This is a genomic window from Diaphorobacter aerolatus (assembly GCF_014489535.1).
Classification (GTDB): domain Bacteria; phylum Pseudomonadota; class Gammaproteobacteria; order Burkholderiales; family Burkholderiaceae_C; genus Diaphorobacter_A; species Diaphorobacter_A aerolatus.
In genome coordinates this window covers 4116308-4142608 of record NZ_CP060783.1, presented here as the reverse complement: position 1 = coordinate 4142608, position 26301 = coordinate 4116308, and the positions used below count along the sequence as shown (strand labels likewise).

Sequence of the window (26301 nt, the reverse complement as noted above, 5' to 3'; positions counted from 1 at the left end):
CTTCTGCAACACGGAGGAACTTGTATGAATCAGGACGAAGTCATTCTTGGGGTTGACACCCATCTGGACGTGCCTGTTGGTGCAGTGATCAGTTCCACTGGCAAGCTGCTTGCAACGAAGGCTGTGGAAACAACGGGGGCTGGTTCCCTGGAACTACTGAACTGGGCCCGATCGCACGGAGAGCTCCTGCGTGTTGGTATTGAGGGGACAGCAACCTACGGTTCCGGGCTAACGCATTTGCTGCTCGATCATGGCGTCAAAGTTTTCGAAGTCAACCGACCCGACCGCGCCGCGCGGCGGATGCGTGGCAAGTCGGATCCTACAGATGCCCATAGCGCTGCGTGTGCGGTACTTGCGGGGCGTGCGACGGCAAAGCCCAAAGCGCAGTCTGGCGCGGCGTACGCGATGCGCGCCGTCTCGGTAGCGCGCCGTAGCGCGGTAAAGGCCAAGACGCAGGCCATCAACCAACTGCGCGGGATTCTGATCAGCGCGCCGCAAGATGTCCGCGATCGCCTGCTGCACACCAATGCGGAAGATTGCGTCAACAAGTGCTCGCGAGCGAGATGCTTGGGAACAGCCCATTGCTGCAGCCGCTGATGGCAACACTGCGCCTCCTTGCCAGGCGCTGGCTGGCGTTGAAAGCCGAGATCAAGGTTCTGGACGCGGAACTCGAGCAGCTCACAAGCCAACATGCTTCGCGGCTTCGCCAAAAGTTTGGCGTCGGCGCCAGACCGCTGCCGTCCTCGTCTGCGTTGCTGGCGACAACCCGGATCGCCTGAAGAGTGAGGCTTCCCTGGCCGCACTCTGCGGTGTCAGTCCGCTGCAGGCCTCATCGGGAAAGACTAAACGCCATCGCTTGAATCGAGGCGGCGACCGCTCCGCGAACAATGCTCTTTGGACCATTACTATGGTTCGAATGCGCAGTGATCCGCGCACGCGCGAGTACGTCGTTCGCCGTACGGCACAGGGTCTGTCAACCAAAGAAATTCAGCGGTGCCTAAAGCGGTATATCGTTCGCGAGCTGTACCCGTTGATACTGGCTGATCTGCGCGGATCACACGGTGCCTCTTGACATAGGAGCGTCAACGCTTTGGCAGAGAGCATCAACGGGCTGTACAAGGCTGAAATCATCCATCGCCGCGCGCCATGGAAAACCAAAGAAGCAGTGGAGTTTGCAACACTCGAATGGGTGTCTTGGTTTAACCACCACCGCCTGCTTGAACCCATCGGATATATCCCACCTGCGGAAGCTGAGGCAAACTACTACCGGCAACTCGCCAATCCAGCCACTACTGTGGTCGCCTGACTTAAACCAAATAGCCTCCGCGAAATTCGGGGCGATTCAAAGTCGCCCCGTCGTCTGCAAGTAGGCAGCTCAGGAGGCCCTGCCCTGCCAAAATCCCATGCGGTGTCGATGCCACACATTATCTGAAAGAGCCCATCACACGTCTGTTGTTAGCAAACTGCGCATGGAAAGCACCCATGACCGGCTCGCGTGTGAGATTTATGCGGCATTTGAAAAGACTGGATCAAACTGACGATGACTTCAGAATTTCTAGGCGCACGGGCGTCGAACGCAGGCGACGACTTTCACGAGCTTTGGGCAGCAAGACATGCCATCCGTCTGCTTTCTGGCGCCGACGATCTGCAGGCCATCACTCTTGAGGGCGTAGCCGCCGAAGACGAAGCAGGTGTTCCAAACGGAACCTGGGACGCTGTCGACTGCGCCTTGTACTTCGGTAGCGAGAACTGCGACCACGCGAAGCGAGTCGTGATTGAGCAACTCAAATACTCCGCGGCTGCTCCCACAGGTCTTTGGACGGTCGCTCGATTCAGCTATGCGACGAAACCGGGTCAATCTGTTGTCGGTAAGCTTGCACGCGCGTGGAGTGCTATGCGATCGCGTGCACCCACATCCTGTTCCATTGACGTCAGACTGGTCAGCAATCAAGCAGCCGCCTCCGAACTGACGGAATGCGTCAAGCGGCTCGCGCAGGCAGTCAGCGTTAAGCCTTGGGCAATAGGTTCCGACGAAGAGCGTCTGACCAAAGCAGCCGGCCTCCCGCAGCAACAGCAGAAAGCGTTCTGGTTGGCATTGCAGTTTGAGACAGGGGCTGGCTCCAGGTTTGCTGCCGAGGAACGTGTCCTGGCAGAAATTTCTAAATGGAGCGAAAGCGATCTGCTACATGGAGTGCTTCGGCTAAGGGAGTATGTCCGCGCTCGGATGCGACCAGAGCATGCAGGTCAGGCGATCACACGCCGTGCGGTTTTTCTCCAATACGGAGCATATTCCTCCGATGTTCTGCTCCCGTGTCCTGCGGCATTGGTGCAGGTCGAGAGGCCTATCAAGCGTCAATCCGCTGCACTGGCGATACAGGCGATGTCCGACGGTGTGCAGTTCACAGCGTTGCACGGTCAAGGAGGAATCGGGAAGACCACCGTCTTACAGGAGATCCGCGCACTCCTTCCTGAAGGCTCCAGCATGGTCGTCTTCGACTGCTATGGCGGCGGAACGTATCAGGACCCCAGTGCGTTTCGGCATCGCGCGACAGATGCCTACATGCAACTCATCAACCAAACTGCAATCCAATTAGGACTTCCTCTTCTGTTAGCGCGCTCTGGCGGAGACGACATGCCCCGCCTATTTGTGCGAAGGCTGGAGCATGCTGCAGCCGCACTCCGCGCGCAACAACCCGGAGCCCTGCTCGTGATCGCGATCGATGCAGCAGACAACGCCATCATTGCCGCTGACGGTCGTGAGCCAGCCGAGCGAGCCTTCGTCTTGGATTTCGTCCGTATTGAAACGATCCCTGAGAACGTTCGCTTCATCGTCAGCGCGCGCACGGGCCGGATGTCTCAACTGGACTTGCCGACCAGCTACAAACACATCGAACTGAGTCCATTCGACCTTAGCCAGACTACAGAGTTCGTGTCCCGACGGCTCCATACTTCGGCTCAATGGATTACCGACTTCCACGACTTATCCGGTGGCGTTCCGCGCGTGCAATCCTATGCGCTGGACCAGCTTGAAGGTGGTCCCGAAGCCGTATTGAATCTCTTGCGGCCCACGGGCAAGAATCTGAATGATGTGTTCAGCGCCCGTCTAGATGCTGCAACCAAGAAGTCTGGCCGAGGCGACGTCAACCGCCTTTGCGCCGGGCTGATCACGATGCCCCGACCAGTTCCGATTGATGCCCTGGCACAAGTCGCCGAGCTCCAACCAGCGCAGGTGCTCGACATATGCTCTGATCTGGCACCGGGCGTCAAACTGCGAGATACCCTACTTAGCTTCGCCGACGAAGACTTTGAGGAGTTCTTACGCCAACGCGATGCTACGGAGATGGCAGCAGCGCAAGAAGCCGCCGCCTCATGGATGTATGCCCAATGCGCAGTGAATCCATACGCGGCAATGCATGTCGCTCAGGCCCTGGTCACAACGGATCGCCATGCTGAGTTGATCGAACTTGTCGACCGCGATTCGTCGCCCACGATCATCGTTGACCCCGTGATACGCCGGGAAGCTGAGATAGTAAGACTCAGACTTGCGATTCAGGTGTGTCGCACCGTCCGCGACGTCCCACGGGCGCTGCAGTTTGTGCTCAGAGGCGCCGAAGGTATGAAAACCGAAGCGGCACTCAGAGATTTGTTGTTGGCAAATCCTGAAATGGCAGCAGCTTTCGCTTTCGAAACGGTTGGGCGACTGCTCTTGTCAGATCCAAAGCAGATGGATCGGCATGGACCATTCCTGTTTCATCGCATCGCGTTCTACGCGCGAAGCGGAGATGCTGCCATGGTCCGCGAGGGTCGGCGCATGCTAAACGCCTGGCTTGATGCCAGACGTACTCACCAGGCCAGCAAACAACGTCGGCCGGAAGCATGGCCGATTGGGTACGAACACATCGGTTGTTTGGTCGAATCAACCCTACTGACAAGCGGCGTAGATTCCGCCTTCAAGGTGCTGCGCTCTTGGCGTCCTTCAATCACCATAGCGCTCGCTGTTGGCCTTCAACTTCCGACCAAACTGATCAATGCAGGATATGCGGAGTTGGTGGAATCAGTCTGTGCCAGCGATGATCTCCACCCAATCGGCAGGCTTTTGTGTTCGGTTCCTTTGGCAAATTCTGGCCGAGAGGTTCCGGGTGCGGCTCTTTCCGACGGGCTGGCTGCCGTTTGCCGGAGACGTTCCTTCATTCGAAAGCACTTCGATCAGAGACATTCAACGGAGTCACGAGATGGAGCTTTGTTGCGTACTGCGCTCGCCGCCGCAGAAATCCTGGTAGCCCGAAAGGTGCCCTGCCCTGCCGTTGATTTCTTGCTGGAAGAACTCAGTGCCCCGAGCTGCGGCGCATCGATAAGCGCAGCGGCTATGAGTCGAGTAAGTTGGACATGCTGCTCCGCAGTTTTACTTTGCAGCGCGTCCGAAGCGGTGATGACCCTTCGTCGGAGGACTTCTTCCCAAGGGTGGTCGATCCCGACAATCCGGAAAACAGGGCACCTGCACGGCAGAGCATTCGCCAGCCTGAACAGGAACATGACACTGAACTGAAGGATTTGGTCGGCTCTGTCATTGCGGTGTACCGTGCGCGAGCACGGGCAATCATCGGCGCGGCCTCGATGGAGACACTTTCTGCGGAACTTGCTGCAACCGTGAGCAAGGCAAGCGAGAGTGAGTACCGTCGCAGACATTCGCATCAAGGTCGCGACCTGAAGGTCGCAGCTGCGATCAGCCTGATGGATCTTGTCGCGATTGGGTTCTCTCCTTCACTCATCAAACAGAGTTCAGATGCGCTGCACTGGTCGTGGGTGGAATCTGGCCCCTCGCCCTCCGCCGAGCTTGTCTCGCGACAGTCGCTGTGCACAGAACTGCACCCCAAGCTCGCGGCCGACCTTGTCCGCGCGGCTGAAAACGTGTTCAGACGACGCGCAGGCGCTTCAGAGAAATGCTCCAACATGTTGGAGTTGGCCACGCTCCTGCGTCCGATCAGTCCCGACGATGCCAATGCTGTCTTCAACAACGCCGTCCATGTCGCCGCGCATATAGACCGCGAAGCCATGTCTCAGATCGAGCTGCTCGAAAAGTTCGTCACCCGTGGGGCGGGTCACTTCTCTGCTCAGGCAGAACTGTCGCGCAATGCCACGACGGTGGTCGCTGACGCCAGCTTGCGCTTGGATGGCTACGATGGTTTTCCATGGTCTGCTGCGATGTCTGCGTTGGCGCGTCTCGACGGCCCACGAGCGCTTGCGGACGTCATCAGGTGGGACGACGAGAACGTCGCAGAACTGCGAAGTACTTTGCCTGATCTCCTCAAAGCAGGCCTCGCCCAGGGCTGGCTTCCTCCTGCGCATGCATCTTCACTGGCGCTACTGACAAGCTCAGATGGTGACGTAGTCAATCAGGCCCTCACCAGAGCAATCGCCACCGACTCCGACGAGGCCGCGACGTTGGCCGAAGCAGCGGCCCAGGACACTCTGATCCGGTACAGACACGACCGAAACCCAAAGCTCAGCCAACTGACCCAGCAGGCAGGCCTAACCGGGCCGTGGTGTTCAGCTCTGCTGGCACAAGAGGCCTTCATCAAGGAACTTCCCAGCTCCCAACGAGGGGAAGGGTATCGCACTGACTATGTCCCGACGGATCGTCAAGAAATCGTCGCCGACCGTGCCTGGTCCTTGGCGGAGGTGACCAATGCCGACATGCTTCGCCGAGCGGTCGATGCAAGGCAACTCGAGCTTCGAAGTCAACAGCGCTATGACAGCGTTCGCGGTCTGTTACGACAAGCCCGGCATGCAGTGCCGCTCAGAGACCGCCTCAAGCACCTGGACGCACTGAACCTGCTGACGACCGATCGAGGTTCACACGACACCTCTTGGGCGCTCGTGGATGCAGCCCAGGAATGGCGAGCGACGTCACCAGCAGTAGCTCAATGGTGCAACTCCAATCTCCCAGAGCGCATCAAGTCAAGCCTGGTTCACTATGCCAAACCATACGGCTATGACGAAGATCGCTTCGAAACCGTTTTAGCTCTGGTAGAGCTACAACCAGCGGAGATCACCGACCTCATGCTTGCCGGTATCAGCGCAAATGTCAGCCGCCTCAGCGCCGAACGCGTGCACCATCTCGTTGGCCTGCTTTCGAGTCACCTTGGAACGCAAGACGCTGCCGGCCTGGCTCAGTGGTACGCGAGCCGGCTTGTGAGCAGACTCACGGATGCTGATCGAGTGATCCTGCCCGCAGATGACGACTACCCAAAGGATGTGGACACGGCGGCGGCCGGAATGGTTTTCGCATGCTTCGGTTCTCCTGACATGCGCGAGCGCTGGAGAGCAGCCCATGCTGCACGCCGGTATGCTGCGACTGGCTGTATTGCCGCATTGCGAAGCCTCACGGCCATGTACGAGGTACGGCAACTGCCGGCATTTCGTTCTTCCGAGTTGCCGTTCTACTGGCTCGCCGCCCGCCTATGGTTCGCCCTCGCCTGGGAGCGCATTGCTCACGAAAGACCCGAAAAAGCTTTCGAGACTGGCGAGGTGCTCCTCCGCATCGCCCTCAATGATGGCTTCCCACACATGTTGGTTCGGTCTGTCGCGCGCGATGCATGCCTAGCTCTGCTTGCTGCGGGTTGGATACCTCCGCAAGCCGATGCTCGATCCGCCCTGGAGCGCGTCAACCAGTCCACCGTCCCTCGTGCCAACCAAGCTCGTCAAACTAAGAGGCATGGGATTGGACGTGGTCGCAGATCGGTCGAGCGCACGACACGCTTTCACTTCGATGAAATGGATACCAAGCCCTACTGGTATAGCAATATCACCAGCGGCTTCGCCAACGTCGATCTCGATGACTTTTGCGCTGAAGCTGATCGTTGGATCGTCGATATGTGGGGAGCCGACGAGAACACCTACCGCTGGGATCATGAGCCTCGACGCAAGTCATTTGAACGATACAACTACAACCTTACAAACCACAGCCACGGCTCACTCCCAACCGTCGAGCGCTACAGCACTTACCTCGAGTGGCACGCGATGTGGTGCGCCGCCGGTGAACTGCTGAAGTCAGAACCGCTGCCGAAACCTGACCAAACCGGTGGCAGTTGGGGCAGTCTTGACGAACGACTCCGAAGCCATCGCCCTGCGGAGCCTCCCTTTGGTCAATTGATTTGGCCTGCCCGACCCCATTGGTACCGCAGAACTGGTATTTCAGTCCAGGCGATGCACGCGGGTGGGTCGAATCCGTCGATGAAGGCGAACACCGGCGAGAGATTTTTCCGGAGGATCGGCTCGAATACACGGTCGTCTATGCGCGCGCGACGCGCCATTTGGAAAAACAAGAAGAGACCATTGAGGTATCCAGCGCTCTGGCCGACCGTCGCACAGCCCCAGCGCTAGTCCGCGCGCTTCAGACAATGGAAAGTGCTTGGGACTATAGGTTGCCGCACGAAGAAGACGAAAGTGCCGAAGAGTGCGATGGGAATTTCAAGCTCACCGGATGGCTGCACTCAGTTCAGGCTGATGGCGGCTTGGACGAAAAGGACGAATTCAAAGGTTCGGTTTCTTACATCCCCATGCGTCCGGGCGGCTTGTCATGCAGCGTTGCGCTCTAGTCCGGGATTCAAAAGGTTTCATGAAGTGGACACGGTCAGACGTGGCAGGCCACGCACCCATGTTTATTTTTGAGTCCTGGGGAAAAGAAATTCCCGACGACAGGTACAGCACTGGCTTTAGCTCTGAAGGACATCGACTGCTCGCACACCGTCGACAGCTAATCCAGTTCCTAAAAGATGCAGGGTCAGATTTGATTGTAGAAGTTGAGGTTAATCGACGTGAAAAATCAGAGCGAGAATTTTCTCTCGAAAAAGAAGCGCCTAGAGCGCAGTTCGACCGTATCTACCGACTTACCGGAGATGACGAACTCACCATTGCCGAAAGACACCTTGGCTCTTGGCTTGGCGATTGCTGCTGAGCTTCGCCTGAATACGCGAGGGGAATTGCTCCAACGCTGGATGGCGCACCATCTGGCAGAGACAATTGAAAAGGCTGAGTCAGCAACCGGCACCAAGAAAATCAAGCTGGAGCGAGACGCTGTCAACTTAATACTGAAACTATGGTCGCATCGCTCCGCACTTCCCGAGCCTATCGACCCCTTTCGGGGTGCCGCGCAGCCCTAGACACACTGAGACGGCTTCAGCCGGAGGCGAATCCGTGGGCTCATTTCTCAAGAAATCGGCCTGATGAGATTCATTTACGCGAGATGTTCTCTGCGATGAGCAGGGCCACCTTGGCAGGCATTGCGTTGACCCAAATAAAAGAAATAAGAGAGCCTACAGCAGAGGTTGCGACTCATCTCGACCCAATCGAGTTGGCCTTATTGGACGCATTCAAAGAATGGCAACCTTTTGTTGTTCGCACGCCTCGGAGCAAATTCTCGTGGCAAGCCATGGCTGATGGCGGTGCAACCCTGTCGTTCACGCAAGAATCAGATCCTATTGAAGCAATCTTTGCTGACCCCAAAGACGAGGCTAAGTTGCAAGATTTAGTAGGTGATAACCTCAAAGCGCTACACGGCAGCTTGGGAAAACTGATTCAGCAGTGGGAGTCTAGACGTAACCCTGACCAAGTCAAACCTTCGTCGCCGCATCCGTCGCCTCCACCAGACTTTTTAGAAACCTGATGGCCTTCTCCAATTCATCCTTGCGCACAAGATGTGCTGCCGGTATCCCAGCATTTACGGATTTTGATCGGTGGACTGCTTCGCCACGCTTTTTTATTAAGGCATCTAGCTCCAAGCGAACTCGTGCGCTGTCATAGTTGTTCCATTGCCAGCCTGCAGATACGTCAACGCCAAGGAAGTCGGAGAACAGCTTGCAGGTTTTTTCTGCGCTTGGGTTATGGAACTGCTTGAGGGTGATTTGCAAATGCCGCAGCAGAAATCGATTCTGGAAGCTGTCATTGCCCTCGCCTAGCCTCTGCTGGACAGCTTCCTGCACTCGATCCTCCACATACGTCTCCCATGCGGTGCAAGCCATAATGAGCCCCGCTCGCTTCAACACCTCCGCATTTGGCGGTGGGGGTTGCACGTTGATGGCATTGAAATGCGCAAGCAGCTCTTCCGCATCCTTGATCGAGCTGTTGAATGTTTCTCTCGCTGTGGGCATGGGACGATCTTCAGATTGAAGGAGAACTCAACGCGCAATTTTTTCTTTGAGGGAAGGTGCTCGACTAGAAAGAACCTCAATCTTCTCCAAAGCCAGGACTCGGCCTCGCTGAGCCTGCGCGTCAAAAATCGCGATGTGCGAAGGTGAGCTGTCAAGGACAAAGCCTGTAGCAATGGTCGTCCCTTCACGCTGAAGTTCTACGCAGGGAATCTTTGAGGTTTGGCAACCTTTCATGTACTCGGCTAAATCACTCTCAGCCGCAGCCTTTCCTGCAGTCTCTCCGAGTGCGGCAGGCACTACCATGAAGGCTGTCAATAGAAAGAGCGCACAGGGCATCACACTCATAAATAACGCGGTGAGCAGCATTTGTCGAATGAGCCGACGCCGCCATTCAGGTTGCCTGAGCAGCCAAGCTGGCGCTTCTCCAGATGCTCCAGCGGTCGGGGACAAGAGGATGAAGAGGTACAGGCCCGATATGATCGTAGCGATGAACAACCAATACAGGTTATCGAACACCGCAGCGAGAATATATATAAACCGGTCAACAACGCCGTAGTACCCGTTTATCAGTATCCAGTCTGCAGTCTTTGGGAAAAGCCCAGCATCAACATTCCAATATTTGAGATATTGCCGATGTCGCACGTCGCCGATGAGATGGAGTGTGACTGTTCCCGCAGCCACGAGAGCCGTGAGCAAGCTAAGTGCCGTCGGCCAACTCAAGGCAATCCGCCTTCTGTTTGAAATTTTGATGCTTTCTTCGGTGTCTGACATGTTGACTTCGGCCGTAGCGTCTCAGTTATTGCCCAGATACTATCGATTGGCAATCACCTCGGATTGTAAATTCGGATATCGAACCCTTCGTCGTCCAACTCTGCACGATAGACCTTGACACTTGGCTTTCCAAGCCTCTTCCGCTCCTCTAGCAACGCCATCACGGCATCGAAATTTTCGGGGTCAGCCCTGGCTCCAAAAATCACGGATGAAATGACTCGTGGCCGTAGAACAACTGAACAACTGTTGATTGGCAAAACGACACGCCACTCCTTCTCATACGCCCAATCATTTGATTTCTGAAGGTAATATTCCTGAGCCAAATCTGGCGGCACCGGAACAACCAGTGTGGGAAATTTATTCGTGTAGGTCACCTGCCTGGATATCAGAAAAAGTTCGTCTTCGTATGGTGCAAGCTGGATGCATATGCCCGATGCTCCCCACCGTAGTGCGTCCACATCAGCTTGCTACGCGGATCTGTTGACGCGCAGAAGACGCCCATGTTCTGCTCCATATCTTGCTTGAAACCAAGCTCCATCTCCGCCGTCATCGCAGATCTTGCTAACTGCTGTTGGCGGAGCAGTCGCTTCGCTGGCGACACTTTGGGCAGTAGATGCGCGTTTTCTTTGGCCCACCGTTTGCGTGTAGCGGCATCTTGGTTTAAGACCAGTTTGAAGCGCATGTCTCGTGGATCATTCAGCGATGCAGCTGATGCGATCCAGATTCTGTCGTGCACCAGTAGAGACCGTGCTTTGTTGATCGAGGCTGGATTCGCTGCATCCAGCGGCCGATATTTGTAGAGGTGCAGCGGCCCTGTCGCAGCAGCATCTTTCCGGCTACCCGCCAGCCCCTTTCTACGCTCACGTGTACTGAAGCACATGAACTGGGCGAGCTGTTGCTGGGCATCGTATTCAGCCACGACATCCGCGGATGAGCAGACGGGTGCCGTTCCAGGTCCATCTGGATAGGTCATTGGAATATTCACTCGCACTGGCATGTCACCCCCTCAGTCCCAACGCTCTCAGCCAGGCATCAACTTGCCCAAACGCGTCCTGCTGCCACTGCTCCGGGCTGCGCTCGCTCAAGACCTGCGTGTCTTCCACAAACTTGCGTACGCAGGTTGGACCGAACCCATCCACGGAATCGAACTTGCCAGCGATGTAGCCGTACCCGGCTACACCAGAGTCATGCTCCAACAGAGGGCGGCAGTCCTCCGCAAGCGCCTCAGCCCCACCCGGATAGTTACGGATGCAGTAGTAGATGTCGTAGGCATCCTTCTGCTTGTAGCGCCCCTCGATCGCATGCCCCTTCATCGCCAGTAGCGCTGGAATGGAACAGACTGCGACCTCGACCCTGTTGGTTCCACCGCCTGGCATGGACCCAGCGATGGCAACCATTTGATAGAAGCGAAGCGCCAGGTCCGCACCGTCTGCTTTCTGCACCGCAAAATCGCTGATCAACGGAGGCACGTTTTTCACAACGTCCGCATCCCGCGGCATCAAGAAGTCGATCACGACATCGATGGGAGGCCCGCCGTCATCTGCTTGGATTTGGCGAACCAACTGGAACCGACGGAGTTCTTTGCGCTGCTCATACCCATGGCCCAGCAGCGCCTCCACCAGATGGGCATATTCCCCATCCCCAGGACGGCCGCATCCAAACCTAGATCGACATCCAGCGTGCCGACGTGAGGCATGTCCTCGTTGCCCAGTAACAGCCAAGGCACAGCACCTCCGACGATGGCAAAGCGCCCCTTGAAACTGCCAAGGATCTGCCCGATTTCGACAAGCACCGACTTCACGGCTGCTGTCGTCCGATCGTCGTACTCGCTCGCGTGCTGAGCCTCACCAGGCGTCATCCTTGCCATTGCAACCTCTCTTGCCGAAGGTGGTCCGCCGCTTCCTGCCCGCGTTCGCCTGCCGCCGCCAGATCCAGATAGGTTTGGACCGGGCTTGTGCAAACCACACCGGGAGCGGGCTGCACCGTGTCTTGGAACAGCCCAGGCTCGTCAAGCACCGTCACGACGACGTTTTCGCCCTTGCTCGTGCTCGAAAGCTTCAAGCTCGACCGCAGGATCTCCAGCCCTTCTGCGTCAGCATAGAAATAATGGGTGCCCGTGCGGCCAAAGGGCGCCAGCCACTGAGCGGCCGAGAACGATGCAAGCGCAATCTGCCCCCGCGTTCAAGCGGTCGCCCCCTAAACCCCGCGTCGAACGATGCGCCGTGCAGGGTGGTGTAGAAGGCCTGCCGCTGACCGGATGGGACTTCATAGGCTTCGCGCCACGCGTCCAGAAGCGCATCCGGCGCGGCGAGAAACATCCCCTCATCCGCCAACTGCGCCCACTCCCGGTCCAGCAAGCCATTCCGGACATTGCTGACGTGCCCCAGGCTCACACCGGCAACCTCAGCCAGTTCAGCTACCCGCCACGGCTTTGAGGGCTCGCGAAGCAAGACCTTGAGAACCTGAACTGACTTAGGCTTGAACAGCGAGCGCAGTTCTCGCTTCTCCACAACGGGCCTCTTCGCGAACTGGCGCGAGAGAAAGAAGGTGCCGAAGGCCAGCCGGGCATTTCCCTCAAGATCAAGGTATGCCACACCGGACTCGCGACACAGATCCTGCGCTTGGGGTGACAGGTACGGCGCGATCAGGATCGGCGTGATGCGGTCTGCCTGATGCGCTACGTAGTTGCGCAGCGACAGGAGGGCCTGACGTACATGGCGCGGCTGCCCGCTCGACTTCACTTCAGCGACCAGCTTATGCTGGCGACCGAAGGCCGTCACTTCGGCAAAGATGTCGATGCCCGAATCTGGCCTGCGTTCAACGATACGAACGTCCACGCTCTCTGTTGCAGGCACCTCCGCCAACAAGAGACGGAGAGCTTCTGCAGCCTGAAGCTCGGTTTTCACTGGATCGGGCGTTTTCATCACACGCTGAAAATAGCATTTCCAGTGAAGCCGTCAAGACGGTTTCACTACTTTGTCTGTTTTCAGCAACCGCTGAAATACAATGATTGGCTGAAATTTGACCGTTCAAGAGGGCAATTCGATACCCCCAATCGCCCAAGATTGAGCCTATAAGCTCCCGATCGAAAGACCCCTTCTGGGGTAGATTTGGGGGTATCAACAAAAAACCGGATTTGAAAATTCTTTTAAATCAATAGGATACAAGCCATATGCGTATTGCCACCTGGAACGTGAACTCCCTCTCCGTGCGCCTGCCGCAGGTGCTCGACTGGCTCAAGGCCAACCCGGTCGACGTGCTCGGTCTTCAGGAACTCAAGCTCACCGATGACAAGTTCCCCTACGATGCCTTCGAGGCTGAGGGGTATCACGCGGTGACCTATGGCCAGAAGACCTACAACGGTGTGGCCCTGATCACGCGCAAGCCTGCCGACGACGTGGTGCGCAACATTCCATCGCACGAAGACGTGCAGGCCCGCGTGATAGCCGGAACCGTGGAAACGCACACCGGCCCTCTGCGCGTGATCAACTGCTACTTCGTGAACGGCCAGGAGCCCGGCAGCGAGAAGTTCACCTACAAGATGAAGTGGCTGGGCGCTCTCGAGAACTGGGTGCGCGGCGAGATGCAAAAGCACCCCCGATTGATCGTCATGGGCGACTTCAACGTCGCGCCGGAAGATCGCGATTCCTTCGACCCGGTCGGACTCAAGGACACCATCCATCACACGGTCGAGGAACGCACCTATTTCCAGAACATGATCGGCCTCGGCCTCACCGATGCCTACCGCATGTTCGAGCAGCCCGAGAAAAGCTATTCATGGTGGGACTACCGCATGCTCGGCTTTCAGAAAAATCGCGGGCTGCGGATCGACCACATTCTGGTCAGCGACGCGCTCAAGGGCAGTGTCAGCGCCTGCACCATCGACCGCGCGCCGCGCAAGAACAAGCAGCCCAGCGATCACGCTCCGGTCATTGTGACGCTGGACTGACGGCGGCTCGGGGCCTGCATACCGGTGCCGGGTCCGGCAGCGGCTGCCCGGCAGCTACCGCCTCGTCACGCGCCTTGATTCGGCGAGCCTGCTCGGCGAGCGCCGAGGCTTGCATGTTTTCATCGCAGTCCACCAGATCCAAAGCATCCGCCTGCTGGGTTTTATTGTGGTCACCGCCAATGCGGCCCATGGCCCGGTCCTGCATCGACGATGGCGCGCGGATACTGCCTTCTGCGGCGCGCGATGGTGATGGCGATGGCACGGGTTGCGGCGCAGGTGCGGACTCCTGTGAGCGCGACATCGGCGCCGGCGCAGGTGTCGCGGCGGGCGCGGGGACAGGCGCAGAGCGCGGCGCCGAGGGTGAAACGGCCTTCTCCACGGCCCGTTCCCGCTCTATGGCGTCCTCCTGCGCGCGCTGCCTGCGTGCCGCTGGCGCGGGTCTGGACACCGTATTCGGCTCTTCCTTCACGTCTGAGACAGGGGCTGGTGGGCGATCCGCTGCCGTGTCCGAATTCGCGTTGCTTTCGGCCGCAGAAGGCGCCGCTGCGGGCGCACTCTGGGGCGCAGGCGACGACTGCTGCACCGAAGGCGCGGCCTGATCGAGCTGCGGCGCGCCCGGCTCTTGCAAATGCTGCAGGGTCAGCCAGCCGACGACCCCGATGATCGCCAGACTGCCCAGCGCATGGCGCAGCCAGCGGCGGTCATTGGCAGCCTCGCGGCGCTGCGGCGGCTCGGTGACGAGCGTAGTCGCGGGCTTGCGCCTGGCCGTTTGTTCGCGCGCATGGGCCAGCACGCGTTCTCGCGCGGCCGCGTCGGGACCGCGATCCTGCTGGGTGGCCTCGCGATACAGATCGACCAAGGCGTCATCGGCGGGCGCGTTCGGTGGATTTTCAGGAGTGCGATCGGTCATGCAAGCACCTCCAGCGCCTGACGCAGTTTGGCGCGGGCATAGCGCAACCGGGTTTTGGCGGTTTCCAATGGAACCCCGCTCGCGGCGGCGATGTCGGCCACGCTCATGTCTCCTTCGGCTTGCAGCAAAAACGCCGCACGTTGTTCTTCGGGCAGATCGGCCAACGCATCGAGCAACGCGCGCGCCAGATCCTTGCGGCCCTGCAGGCGTTCGGGCTCGAAGCCGGAATGCGCGAACAGGGTTTCGGCGAGCTGCATGGCTTCGGGCGTCTCCTGATCAAGGCTGAGCTGGGGCCGGTGGCTGCGCCAGTGATCCACCAGCTTGTGGTGCGCCACGGTGAACAGCCAGGTCGTGAACCGCGCCTTGGGCGCATAGGTGAGAGCAGCGTCCACGACGGCAAACCAGACCTCCTGACCCAGATCGTCCGCCAGCGCGTGATTGCCGGTGTTGCGAAACAGATAGCGCCACAGGCGCAGGCTGTGACGATCGTACAAAAGCTCGAACGCCCGCGCCTCGCCACCGGCGTAGGCCAGCATCAGGGCTTCATCGGCCAGGGCATTCAGTTCGGACTCCACCATGGCGGGCATTATGCAAAGCCATAGGCGCTGCCGACCGCGCTGTGGAGAAAATCGCACAGCGCCGAGTGCCGTTATTGCCCGCGACCTGGCTTGCTCACCAACGTGGTGGATCGGGAACAAAGCCTCGCTTCCATGGGCTGGAAACGGATTGGGCGTGCGTCCGGTGCGCGGCGCCGGAATCACGCCCATGGCGACCAGGTTGGCATGGCTGTCGTAGCGGATGCGGACCACCTGCTCGGGGCGGCGGGTGGCTGACTCGAATTCGGTGTTCGAGGTGTAGGAGGTCTCGACCGCGCCGTGGCCGGTGCCAAGGCTTGGACTGCGTTTGGCCGCATGGTCGGCGTTCTTCTCGGCCATGCGCGGGCTCGCAGCGGATTCAGCTTCGGCCGCCATCGGTGCCTTTGCGCTTGGCGCTGGCATGGGAGCTGGCGCCACGGGCGCAGAACTGGCAGATGCATCCCCTGCCGGACCGGCTTTGCGATCCTCCATGCCGCGTTCGTTTCGCAGAATCGGAGGGGCCGGACGCACGGGCTCCGCCGGACGCTCGCGGAACAATGCAACACCGATCACGCCCACATCAAGCGGGCGGCCCGTGCGGCTCGCATACGAGGCATCGCTTTCAGAAAAATAGAACGCCGCCACCTGGCTGTCGCTCTTGCGCCAGCCGTTGATGGCCCAGTTCTGGCGAGGGCTGAACACATAGCCGTCATCGGGCGTGGCCGATGCGGTTTTTCCGGTGATCGCGTTGACACCATCGACGCTGATCACCGCGAGAACGCGGCTACCCATGCGATTGGTGATGTCGATGGAATAGTTGGCTCCGGGCCGGCTCGCCACCCAGTATTCGCCTTGGTGGAAATACAGCGGCAGCACGCGCCCGCTGTTGCGCTCGATCAGCCTCACATCGGCCAGGGTCGCGGCCTGGACAGTGCTGGACAGACCGCCGAGCAGCGCAGTGCCGATCAACAGCGGGGATGCAATTCTGCGAAAGATCTGGAACGACGCAACCATGATGGCTTGCTCCTCAAAGTGGATGAATGTAGGAATCACATCCACTGAATCGGAGCAAGCGCTCAAATGGGGTGAAGCAGAGCGAAAATTTTTTTCGACTACCTCGAAAAAAGACTCATCCTTCGTCACCCCCCGGTGTTCGTCGAGGCCCAACTCCTGAATCTTGCGCGTGATGGTGTTGCGGCCGATGCCCAGACGCTGCGCCGCCTCCATGCGACGGCCATGCGTTTCGTGCAGCGCGGTCTTGATCAGGCGGGACTCGAAGCGCCGCGTGAGAATGTCCCAGACCTCCGGGCGGCCTTCACGCAGCAGTTCCTGCGCCTCGGCCTCAAGCGAGCGCTCCCAGCCCGTCTGGGTTGGCACCAGGCCCTGACCTGGCGACACGGCCAGGGATGGCTCCGGAAAGACCGCGCCGTAGCCGCCCACGCTGCCCGGTCCAGACGACGATGGCGTCACCTGTGGTGCTGCGACCGTTGCCGCAGCCGTCTCTGCCAACACCGCGGCTTCCAGAGGCTTGGCCTCCTGCGGCGAGGCACCCGGGACGACGACGGGCATGTTGAGCACCTCGGGCGGAAGATCCTGCACCGAAATCACCTGAGCGGGAGCCATCACGGAAAGCCAATGGCAGATGTTCTCCAACTGGCGCACATTGCCCGGAAAATCGAATGCCTGCAGCCGTGCCAGCGCCGCTTCGGAAATCCGCTTGGGCTCGACGCCCAATTGACGGGCGCTTTGCTGCAGGAAATGGCGCGTGAGCCCGGGAACATCTTCACGCCGCTCGCGCAGCGCCGGCAGGCGCAGGCGAATCACGTTCAGGCGGTGAAACAGATCCTCGCGGAACACGCCGTCCTTCACGCGCGCCTCCAGGTTCTGGTGCGTCGCGGCAATCACGCGCACGTTGGCCTTGACTGCGGCATGCCCGCCCACGCGGTAGAAATGGCCGTCAGACAGCACCCGCAGCAGGCGTGTCTGCAAATCGAAGGGCATGTCGCCAATTTCATCGAGAAACAGCGTGCCGCCCTCGGCCTGCTCAAAACGCCCGCGCCGCTGGGTCTGCGCACCGGTGAACGCGCCGCGCTCGTGGCCGAACAGTTCGCTCTCCAGCAGATCCTTGGGGATGGCCGCCGTGTTGATCGCCACGAACGGGCCACCCGATACCGGCGAGTGCTTGTGCAGCGCACGCGCCACCAGTTCCTTGCCCGATCCCGACTCGCCGGTGATGAGCACCGTCACCGCACTCTGGCTCAGGCGACCGATGGCACGGAACACGTCCTGCATCGCCGGTGCCTGCCCGAGAATCTCGGGCGCTGCGGCCTGGCGTTCCTCGGCGACCTGTTCACGCTGGCTTTCCTCGACCGCACGGCGGATCAGCTCCACCGCCTTGGGCAGATCGAAGGGCTTTGGCAGGTACTCAAACGCGCCGCGTTGCAGTGCGGATACGGCGGAATCGAGATCCGAGTACGCCGTCATGATGATCACCGGCAGGCCGGGCTGTAGCTCGCGCAGTTTTTCGAGCAATTGCAGGCCCGAACCACCCGGCATGCGGATGTCGCTGACCAGCACCTGCGGGCCGCTGTATTCGGTGTCGCCTGCCGCGATGTCGGCAAGCGCGTCTAGCACCTCGCGCGGGTTCGAGAAGCTGCGCGTGGGCAGGTTCTCGCGCGCCAGCGCCTTCTCGAGGACGAAGCGGATCGAGGGGTCGTCGTCCACTATCCAGATCGGCTTCATGTTTATCTATTTCCTTGTTGAGAGGGCGTCGCCGCCCTGTTGCTTCAAGGACCTCAAGGCAGCGGGATGAGGATGCGAAAGTCCGTGCGTCCCGGGACACTGTCACATTCGATCAGGCCGTGATGCCGCTGCACGAAAGTCTGCGCAAGCGTCAGTCCCAGACCCGAACCACCATCCCTTCCCGTGACGAGAGGATAGAAGATTCGCTCCTTGATCGCCTCGGGCACACCTGGTCCGTTGTCGATCACATGCAAGTCCAATGCCAACCGATAGCGCTGGCGACCAAATGTTACCTGCCGCGCCACGCGGGTGCGCAGGATGATTTCGGCATCTCCGCCCAAGATGATGCGCTCGGTCAGCGCCTGCGCCGCGTTCTGCACGATGTTGAGCAGCGCCTGGATGAGCTGCTCGCGATCCCCACGGAACTCGGGAATCGAGATATCGTAGTCCCGCTTGATGGACAGGCCGCGCGGAAACTCCACCAGCACAAGGGAGCGCACACGCTCGCAGACCTCGTGGATGTTGACGTCGCCGACCTGATGCGGATGGCGGTGAGGCGCAAGCAGCCGGTCCACGAGGCTTTGCAGGCGGTCGGCCTCATGGATGATGACCTGCGTGTATTCCTGCAGATCAGGCGACGGCAGATCCATCTCGAGCAACTGTGCAGCGCCGCGAATGCCGCCCAGTGGATTCTTGATCTCGTGCGCCAGATTACGGATCAGTTCCTTGTTGGCAAGCGCCTGTTCGCGCAAGCGTTCCTCGCGGTCCTGACGGGCCTGGGCTTCCAGCGGCCAGCATTCGACGAGCACGTCCCCGCCCTGCTCCACGCACGACAGATGCACGTGCACCGGAAGAGGATCCTGCGAGCCGCGACGCAGGCTGGATTCGAAGCGCAGCGCGGCGAAATCGGCACCTCGCGCGCCCGATAAGCCATTGCGCAGAATCGACGCATCGGTGAAAAAGCTGCCGACGTCTGCGCCTTCGAGCGTGCGGCGCGATTGCCCAAGCGCCGTCTCGAGCGCCGCGTTGGCAAAGATCACGGCACCATCTTCACCCAGCACGGCCACGAGGGTGGAAACCAGATCCAGCGCCTGATAGTTCTGCGTTGCGTGGTCCGGGGACTGCGGTGGCGCAGAGGGATGTGCGAGTGAAGGACTCCTGGATGCGTTGGGGGCCACGTTGCTTATTTCAGGCGCGATAGCTCGCGTTTGATGCCTTCGACATCGGCCTCGGCGCGGGTCAGATTGGCCTTGATTTCGGCGGTGCGCTCTATGTAGCCCTGGGGATTGCGCATCTCAAGCGCCGATCTTTGCGGGAAACCGTCGTTGTATTCCTTCTTCAGATCATCGTAGCGGGCCTGTGCCTTGCGGAGTTCGGAATCGAGGATCGCACGCGCGTCGGAGTCGCGCGCCTTCTGGTCGGCGTTGTCCACCTTCGGCGCGCCCGCAGGCGAACTCGACGACGACGGAGGATTGCTGCGCGGCGCGGCCGCACCGCCACCACCACCGCCCCCGGCAGGACGCGCCGCGCCCTGCAACACCGTGACGTTGCCGCCCTCCACCACCTTGCAGCCACGCTGCTTGGCATCGTTGGCGTTGTTGGTGTATTCGTTGCCGCAGCGATAGATACGGTCCTGGGACCAGGCCATTGGCACCAAAGCAACAGCGATGAAGAGTGCAACCAGTGATTTTTCCATGAATTCCTCGCGCGACAACAATCGTCAGCCCAACCGGCTCCCCTGCGGCAATCGATTTCCGCTATTTGTAGCCATATGCAATCCACCGACGATAACAGACCATCCCTCAAAGACCCCGAAAGGCCTCGATCGTTCCTCCAGAACCGTTGCGCCAATGAAAAAAGCGGCCCTCAAGCCGCTTTCTGTTTGCTGTCAACGAAGCACCGGGCTGATGCTATCAACGAACCAACCCGTGCTCCGGCTGACTTACAGCGAGTAGTACATGTCGTATTCCACGGGATGCGGCGCCATGCGGAAACGCTGCACTTCGGTCATCTTGAGATCGATGTAGGCATCGAGCATGGAGTCCGAGAACACGCCGCCCTTGGTCAGGAAACCACGGTCAGCATCGAGCGCTTCGAGCGCCTGATCCAGGCTGTGGCAGACGGTCGGCACCAGCTTGTCTTCCTCTGGCGGCAGATGGTAGAGATCCTTGGTGGCGGCTTCGCCCGGATGGATCTTGTTTTCCACGCCGTCGAGACCCGCCATCATCAGCGCGGAGAAACACAGGTACGGGTTGGCCAGCGGATCGGGGAAGCGCGCTTCGATGCGGCGACCCTTGGGGTTCGCCACATAGGGAATGCGGATCGATGCCGAACGGTTGCGCGAGCTGTAGGCCAGTTTGACCGGAGCCTCGAAACCGGGAACCAGGCGCTTGTAGCTGTTGGTGCCGGGGTTGGTGATGGCGTTCAGCGCACGGGCGTGTTTGATGATGCCGCCGATGTAGTACAGGGCGAAATCCGACAGACCGGCATAGCCGTCGCCAGCGAACAGGTTCTTGCCGTCCTTCCAGATCGACTGGTGAACGTGCATGCCGGAGCCGTTGTCGCCGGCGTAGGGCTTGGGCATGAAGGTCGCCGTCTTGCCATAGGCATTGGCCACGTTCCAGACCACGTACTTCATCTGCTGCGTCCAGTCCGCGCGCTCGACCAGCGTGCTGAACTTGGTGCCGATTTCGTTCTGGCCAGCGCCCGCCACTTCATGGTGGAACACTTCGACCGGAATGCCCAGCGATTCGATGATCAGGGACATTTCAGCGCGCATGTCCTGAGTGCTGTCCACGGGAGGCACGGGGAAATAGCCGCCCTTGGTCGTAGGACGGTGACCACGGTTGCCGGTCTCGAACTTGGTGCCGGTGTTCCACGGGGCTTCGTATTCCTCGATCTCGAAGCCGACCTTGCCGGGTTCGTTGGTCCAGCGCACACCGTCAAAGATGAAGAATTCAGGCTCCGGACCGAAATAGGCGGTGTCGCCCAGGCCAGAGGCCTTCAAATAGGCCTCGGCGCGCTTGGCGATGGAGCGTGGGTCGCGATCATAGGCCTTGCCGTCCGAAGGCTCGACCACGTCGCACTGAAGGAACAGCGTGGTCTCTTCAAAGAAGGGGTCGATGTTGGCGGTGTTCGGGTCGGGCATGAGCTGCATGTCCGATGCCTCGATGCCCTTCCAGCCGGCAACGGACGAACCGTCAAAGGCATGGCCGGACGTGAACTTGTCTTCGTCGAAATGCGAGACGGGCACGGTCACGTGCTGCTCTTTGCCGCGGGTGTCGGTAAAACGGAAGTCAACAAACTTGACTTCGTTCTCTTTCACCATGTTCATCACGTCTGCAACGGTCTTAGCCATTAGTGTTCTCCAAGGAATGATCGCGTATTTGATAACAAAATCTTGATTAGCAGAATGCGTGCCAGCCCGCCCGAGTCCATGCACCACAAGATGGCACAAGGCTCTCGGCAGCCTGACACGCGGGAAAGCATGCAATGAATTGCACCACAATGGTGCGATCCGAGTGAATCACCTGCAAGTCACCGCTCCCGCACCATTTCGGGGCCGAGATGGGCACCCATATTGTGCAAGGTACCGATAAGCATATTCCAGGCAGCCGGAACCATATCAGATGCGCCTTTCACCCCCAATTCAATGTGCCGTCCATGCACGGGATGATCGACACTCGGCAGGCTGAAAACCTTGATGGCCGAAAACGCCGCCTCGATCTGCACCATGAGCGGCGTCAGCGCGGATTCCATGGCCCCGTAAACGACGACCGAATGCTCGGTCTGCGGTTCGCGGTGAAACCACTGTGCGCATTGGTGATCCAGAACCCATTCGATCATCGGCCATGCCATGACCGGAAAACCGGGCACGAAATGCACCGCACCGCCCCCTGCGCCCACGCAACTGAACCCGGGAATCCGGTTGTAGGCATTGGGAATGATGTGGGCACGGGCCGGGAACGTACCCATGTTCAGGCGATGCAGGTTGTCGGGTCGGCCAGGCTCGAACGGCTTGCCTTCCTCGCGCGCCACATCCTGCATGCGCTCGCGAATCAGCGCTGCCGCCTCGGGGTGCAGGACCAGGGGCTCGCCGAGCGCCGCGGCGGCGCACTGGCGCGTGTGGTCGTCTGGCGTCGCGCCGATGCCGCCGCAACTGAAGACGATGTCGGAAGTCGCAAACGCATCCGAAAGCGTTCGGGTGATGCGCGCCGGATCATCGCCAACATAGTGCGCATAAGCCAGCGACAGGCCGCGCGCCGTGAGCAACTCGATGACCTTGGGCATGTGCTTGTCGGCCCGCTTGCCCGAGAGAATTTCGTCGCCGACGATGATGAGGCCAAACTGAGGTGTCACGGTCGATCCGGGTGAGTTCAGGAAAAGAAACAGTATCTCAATGATTGCCCGGCTTGGCGCCCGACTCATCGCTCAACGCGGGAGGCGCACTGCTGGGGACCGTCGCCGTCGATTCCGGCAACGGCACCGGCGTGACCGGAACGTCCAACGCAGGCTCATTGCGCTCAAGCCGCAGTTGCTCCAGCGCCGCAAGGCAATAGTGCGTGAACCACAGCGAGGAAAACGCGAACACCAGCGTGTAGATCCAGATGGCGATGGGAATCAGCACCAGAAAGGCTGCGGCAAACACCACGGCCGAAGCCCACACCAGACTCGGAGCCGCACCCAGAAAGCCGCACACCACGCCAATGCCGAGCAGGCTGTAGCGATGGCGCGCGAAGATCTCCTTGCGCTCTTCCTTGCTCGCGTGTTCGGACAGTGCATCAAAGCTCATCACGCGGTAGGTCAGCCACCCCCAGATCAGCGGCGGCAACACCAGCACCAGCGGCGGAATCAGCCATAACGGAGATGACACCACCAGGGCCAGCATCGCCGCAACCGTGGACAGCGCCGACCAGGTGACGCTCGCGAGCAGGGAACCACCGTGTTTGCGCACCAGATGGGGAAAGCGTCGAGCGGCGACGAGGTTGACCAGCGCGGGCGTCATGAACGCGGCCACCGACAACAAGGCGATCAGCACGATCACCGGAACCGCCGCGAGCACCACCAGCAGCGGTGCGAGGTAGTCGGTGACGTGATTCCACCCCATGTTGGCCAGCCAGTTCCACAGACCGCTCAACAGGCCCGAATCGCCCAGCATCTGCTGCACGGCGGCGACCGAGGAATCCCAGAAAAAGTAGGTGCAGGCACCCGCGATGATGGCGATCAGCAGCAGGGGCAGCAGTGAGAGCACGATCACCCGGGGGATCAGGCAATACGCGGCGGCGCGCCAGAACGAATCAAACAAGGAAGACATCTTCATGGCCCGAGAATACCTTGGGACTCGCGCCCCGTCACCCGCGCCCGAATAGCCGCAGGATTCCGAGCCACTGCTGTGACCAGAATCCACGGCCATAGTTGCGCACCCTGCCATCCGGGCCAGGTTTGATCTGGTCTTCAACGCCGGTGGGATCAAAACGCAGTTCAAAATTGGCCGTCTGGAACAGCATGTCCCAGACCGGAAACAGCACGCCGAAATTGCAGCCGCGCGCCAGCTCGATGGAACGCGGCAACTCCTTTGCTGGCAAATGCGGATCACCCTGGCGCGCTTCCACGAGCGAGATCGCATGGTGGCGGCGATGAAAGCGCGGACTGATCCACAGCCGCTCGCCAATCCGACCGAACCAGATGCGGGCATTGGCATGGTGCAGATTTTCGCTGAGCTGCGCGATCGCGACGATCGCCACGAACTGGCCCGGAGCCACCCCGATCAACTGCGCCACCACCACGATGATCACGTCACGCAGCACGTCGTCGAGCAAATGGTTGCGGCTGTCCGACCATTTGGTCATCTGGCGCTGCGAATGGTGCAGCGAATGCAGTGACCACCACCACTCGAAACGATGCTGACCCCGGTGGATCAGGTAGTCGAGCAGATCGAATACAGCCAGATAGATCAGAAAGCTGACCCAGGGCACATCGGTGATGCCGGGCCAGATCGCGTCGATATTGAAAGTGCGCAGGCCTTCCACACGCAGCATCCCGAACAGTCCGTCGAACAGCGGTGCCAATGTGAAGAACAGCGCGAGCCGGAACACGCCAAGACGTTGAATCAACGTGTAGATGATGTCTGTCCGGATGCCCTTGCGATCGGTGACGGCCTCCACCGGTCGCCAGCGCTCGAGCGGCCCGATGACCGCCACAATCACGAGCATCTGCAGCAGCCCGACCAACAACCATCCCGTAGCGTCGTAGCCATCTTCAAGCAGGCTGGCAAGGCCCAACTGGAACATCGCCGGCTGGATGACGGATTCAAACAGCCACTGCTGCACCGAGTTGAAAAGCGACGACCACCATTCCACGATTCTGTCCTGTCCCTCTGGAGCTACTTCGGCTTGCGCGCCCAACTCGCGTAGTCTGGATGTCCACGCAAGGTGCGAAAACAGAATCCGCGCTCCTTCAAGCCCTTGATGAGTGGCTCGAGCACCGCCGGGGCCCACGGGTCCTGACGCGACCAGATGCCAAGATGGGCGAGCAAGATGTCGCCGCTGCGAATATTGGCAAGCGCCTGATCGAGCAGGCGCTGGTTGCTGAATTTCTCGCTCGGCAACTCATCTCCGAGAAAGCCTGCGGGTGCCCAACCGACATGAGCGTAGCCGCAGGCCTTGGCGGCCGCCAGCAAACGCGGTGAGGTCTTGCCGCCAGGCGCTCGAAAAAGCGGCAGCGGCTCCTTGCCGGTGATCGCACGCAGGCGGTCCTCCGAGCGCCCGATTTCCTCGCAATATTGAGCAGCCGTCATCGTGAACTGCTGCCCGTTGCGCGGCCCCGCCGAAGGCCGGACCTTGAACGATGGCTCCTGGCCCTTGACCACGACATCACCACGCCAATAGACATGGTCATAGGTGTGTGAGGCAAATTCGTGGCCTTCGGCCGCGCGGGCCTTCCACCACGGTGCCCATTGCGCGTCGAGGCTGCTTCCGTCCGTCTTGGTCGCCTCGTTGGCAGCGAAGAACGTGACGTGCACCTGTTCGCGCTTGAGCACGTCTGCGATCAACGGAGCCACGCCCATGTGCCCGGTGTCGAAGGTCAGATAGAGCGGCTTGTCGCACGCAGCCTCGGGCGCCGCCATCACGGCCACGGGCAGAACGATCAGACCAGACACAAGGTGTTTGACGAAGCGCATGGGCATGAAATGCATGACTCCGGGAACGCGAAACAGTTCAGCGCTTGGCGTGGTTCAGCGTCCAGACGCCATGAGGCGACTTGCCGACGTTGACCGAGCGGATCACCTTCTTTTCCTGCGTGTCGATCACCAGCAGCTTGCGTGCCCAACGCGCGCCCACATAGATGTAGCGACCATCGGCGGAAACGTCCATGCAGTCCGGGCCTCCGGGAGCCGAGTAGCTCTCGACCGGCTGGCGGCTGGCCATATTGATCTTGCTGATCGTGTTGGCAACGCGGTTGCTCACGTAGAGGTGCTTGCCGTCGCCTGCCGCGCGAAAAGCGTGTGCGCCAGCGCCGGTCGGAATGATCTGCACGCTGCGCGCGGGCTGGTCGGTGGAGATGTCGAACACCTCGACACCCTTGCCGCCCGTGAGACCGATGAACAACGTCTTGTCGTCGGGCGAACCATACAGGTCAGCGGGCATCGGGCCCGTCTTCACGCGCCACTTGATCTTTTGAGTTGCGATGTCGATCGCCACCAGTTCATCACTGTCCTGCATGGTCGAATACACCGTGCGGCTCTTGTTGTCGATCCAGAGGTGGCTTGGCGTCTTGGCGGTAGGCACGCGCTGCGCGAGCGTCATGTTCGTTCCGTCCCAACGATAGAAGTCCACATGGTTCAGACGATTCGCCGCCGTGATGAACCATTTCATGTCCGGGCTGAAGCGCAGATGATAGGGATCGACAATGCCCGTCACCGTGCGCTGGACCTGGGCGGTCTTCGGATCAACAAAGGTCAACGAATCGCCGAGCGCATTGGCGATGACCACCGACTTCTCGTCGGGGGTGAGATAGAGGTGGTGCGGCTCCTTGCCCGTGGCAATGCGCTGGACTTCCACCCACTTTTCGGGATCGATGACGCTGACATTGGCATCAAGGGAATTGAGAACGAAAATCGGCGGAAGATTCGCCTTGGCACCCATCATCGTGAACGCCGTCAGCAGTGCAAAGCCCGCCTTGTGCCAAACCTGATACTTCACAAAA

General features: G+C 59.8%; 21 protein-coding genes and 3 pseudogenes. 7 read left to right on the top strand and 17 right to left on the bottom strand.

The features are described from left to right. The first annotated feature begins 24 nt into the window (after positions 1 to 24). The 6 genes and pseudogenes from H9K75_RS25755 (at position 25) to H9K75_RS19250 (ending at position 8665) form a co-directional block, all read left to right on the top strand. Positions 25 to 1072: pseudogene (locus tag H9K75_RS25755) on the top strand (IS110 family transposase). Positions 1073 to 1084: 12 nt separating this feature from the next. After that, a pseudogene (locus H9K75_RS19270) lies at positions 1085 to 1306 on the top strand (integrase core domain-containing protein); the annotation flags it as partial. Between the two features lie 465 nt (positions 1307 to 1771). Next, complete coding sequence (locus tag H9K75_RS19265) at positions 1772 to 4546, top strand: hypothetical protein (RefSeq protein WP_187723830.1); 2775 nt, start codon at positions 1772 to 1774, stop codon at positions 4544 to 4546. Next, positions 4462 to 7383: a hypothetical protein gene (locus tag H9K75_RS19260; protein ID WP_187723829.1), complete on the top strand. Its 2922-nt coding sequence runs from the start codon at positions 4462 to 4464 to the stop codon at positions 7381 to 7383. The genes H9K75_RS19265 and H9K75_RS19260 overlap by 85 nt, the downstream gene beginning before the upstream one ends. Before the next feature lie 434 nt (positions 7384 to 7817). Beyond that, on the top strand, positions 7818 to 8162 hold the full coding sequence (locus H9K75_RS19255; protein ID WP_187723828.1) for a hypothetical protein: 345 nt from the start codon (positions 7818 to 7820) through the stop codon (positions 8160 to 8162). A 95-nt stretch (positions 8163 to 8257) separates the two neighbouring features. Next, on the top strand, positions 8258 to 8665 hold the full coding sequence (locus H9K75_RS19250; RefSeq protein ID WP_187723827.1) for a hypothetical protein: 408 nt from the start codon (positions 8258 to 8260) through the stop codon (positions 8663 to 8665). Here the strand turns inward: H9K75_RS19250 and H9K75_RS19245 are convergent. The 7 genes and pseudogenes from H9K75_RS19245 to H9K75_RS19220 form a co-directional block, all read right to left on the bottom strand. After that, a complete protein-coding gene (locus H9K75_RS19245) occupies positions 8613 to 9149 on the bottom strand; it encodes a HEPN domain-containing protein (protein ID WP_187723826.1) in 537 nt (178 codons plus the stop codon). The two genes, H9K75_RS19250 and H9K75_RS19245, sit on opposite strands and share 53 nt — an antisense overlap. 27 nt (positions 9150 to 9176) lie before the next feature. Beyond that, complete coding sequence (locus tag H9K75_RS19240) at positions 9177 to 9920, bottom strand: hypothetical protein (protein ID WP_187723825.1); 744 nt, start codon at positions 9918 to 9920, stop codon at positions 9177 to 9179. A gap of 53 nt (positions 9921 to 9973) precedes the next feature. Then, positions 9974 to 10294: a DUF2971 domain-containing protein gene (locus H9K75_RS19235; RefSeq protein WP_187723824.1), complete on the bottom strand. Its 321-nt coding sequence runs from the start codon at positions 10292 to 10294 to the stop codon at positions 9974 to 9976. Between the two features lie 11 nt (positions 10295 to 10305). Continuing rightward, on the bottom strand, positions 10306 to 10839 hold the full coding sequence (locus H9K75_RS19230; protein ID WP_187723823.1) for a hypothetical protein: 534 nt from the start codon (positions 10837 to 10839) through the stop codon (positions 10306 to 10308). Positions 10840 to 10918: 79 nt separating this feature from the next. Continuing rightward, positions 10919 to 11787 (bottom strand): annotated as a pseudogene (locus H9K75_RS19225) (nucleotidyl transferase AbiEii/AbiGii toxin family protein). Beyond that, on the bottom strand, positions 11775 to 11981 hold the full coding sequence (locus H9K75_RS25265) for a hypothetical protein (protein WP_404826365.1): 207 nt from the start codon (positions 11979 to 11981) through the stop codon (positions 11775 to 11777). The pseudogene H9K75_RS19225 and the gene H9K75_RS25265 overlap by 13 nt, the downstream one beginning before the upstream one ends. Then, on the bottom strand, positions 11978 to 12844 hold the full coding sequence (locus H9K75_RS19220; RefSeq protein ID WP_319016844.1) for a hypothetical protein: 867 nt from the start codon (positions 12842 to 12844) through the stop codon (positions 11978 to 11980). Before H9K75_RS19220 ends, H9K75_RS25265 begins: the two co-directional genes overlap by 4 nt. 248 nt (positions 12845 to 13092) lie before the next feature. On the opposite strand from H9K75_RS19220, the gene xth reads away from it, so the two are divergent. Further along, on the top strand, positions 13093 to 13869 hold the full coding sequence (gene xth / locus H9K75_RS19215; protein ID WP_187723822.1) for an exodeoxyribonuclease III: 777 nt from the start codon (positions 13093 to 13095) through the stop codon (positions 13867 to 13869). On the opposite strand, the gene H9K75_RS19210 is transcribed toward xth, so the two are convergent. From H9K75_RS19210 to H9K75_RS19165, 10 genes are all read right to left on the bottom strand, one after another. Next, complete coding sequence (locus H9K75_RS19210; RefSeq protein ID WP_187723821.1) at positions 13850 to 14779, bottom strand: hypothetical protein; 930 nt, start codon at positions 14777 to 14779, stop codon at positions 13850 to 13852. The two genes, xth and H9K75_RS19210, sit on opposite strands and share 20 nt — an antisense overlap. Continuing rightward, the gene (gene ntrC, locus H9K75_RS19205) at positions 14776 to 18096 is read right to left on the bottom strand and encodes a nitrogen regulation protein NR(I) (protein ID WP_187723820.1); all 3321 of its coding nucleotides are present in this window, start codon (positions 18094 to 18096) and stop codon (positions 14776 to 14778) included. The genes H9K75_RS19210 and ntrC overlap by 4 nt, the downstream gene beginning before the upstream one ends. A 53-nt stretch (positions 18097 to 18149) precedes the next feature. Continuing rightward, a complete protein-coding gene (glnL, locus tag H9K75_RS19200; protein WP_226858762.1) occupies positions 18150 to 19184 on the bottom strand; it encodes a nitrogen regulation protein NR(II) in 1035 nt (344 codons plus the stop codon). A gap of 95 nt (positions 19185 to 19279) precedes the next feature. Then, entirely contained in the window at positions 19280 to 19792 is a 513-nt protein-coding gene (locus H9K75_RS19195; protein WP_187723818.1) for a hypothetical protein, read from the bottom strand. Positions 19793 to 20038: 246 nt separating this feature from the next. Continuing rightward, positions 20039 to 21454, bottom strand: coding sequence for a type I glutamate--ammonia ligase (gene glnA / locus H9K75_RS19190; RefSeq protein WP_187723817.1), 1416 nt, complete (start codon positions 21452 to 21454; stop codon positions 20039 to 20041). A 179-nt stretch (positions 21455 to 21633) separates the two neighbouring features. Then, a complete protein-coding gene (locus H9K75_RS19185) occupies positions 21634 to 22455 on the bottom strand; it encodes a competence/damage-inducible protein A (protein ID WP_187723816.1) in 822 nt (273 codons plus the stop codon). A gap of 37 nt (positions 22456 to 22492) precedes the next feature. Next, entirely contained in the window at positions 22493 to 23410 is a 918-nt protein-coding gene (locus H9K75_RS19180) for an EI24 domain-containing protein (protein WP_187726115.1), read from the bottom strand. 37 nt (positions 23411 to 23447) lie between these two features. After that, entirely contained in the window at positions 23448 to 24386 is a 939-nt protein-coding gene (locus tag H9K75_RS19175) for a sterol desaturase family protein (RefSeq protein WP_404826446.1), read from the bottom strand. Positions 24387 to 24478: 92 nt separating this feature from the next. Further along, positions 24479 to 25222: a polysaccharide deacetylase family protein gene (locus tag H9K75_RS19170; RefSeq protein ID WP_226858761.1), complete on the bottom strand. Its 744-nt coding sequence runs from the start codon at positions 25220 to 25222 to the stop codon at positions 24479 to 24481. 91 nt (positions 25223 to 25313) lie between these two features. Beyond that, positions 25314 to 26243 (bottom strand): YncE family protein, encoded by a 930-nt coding sequence (locus tag H9K75_RS19165; protein ID WP_187726114.1) that lies wholly within the window; start codon positions 26241 to 26243, stop codon positions 25314 to 25316. Positions 26244 to 26301: the final 58 nt, after the last annotated feature.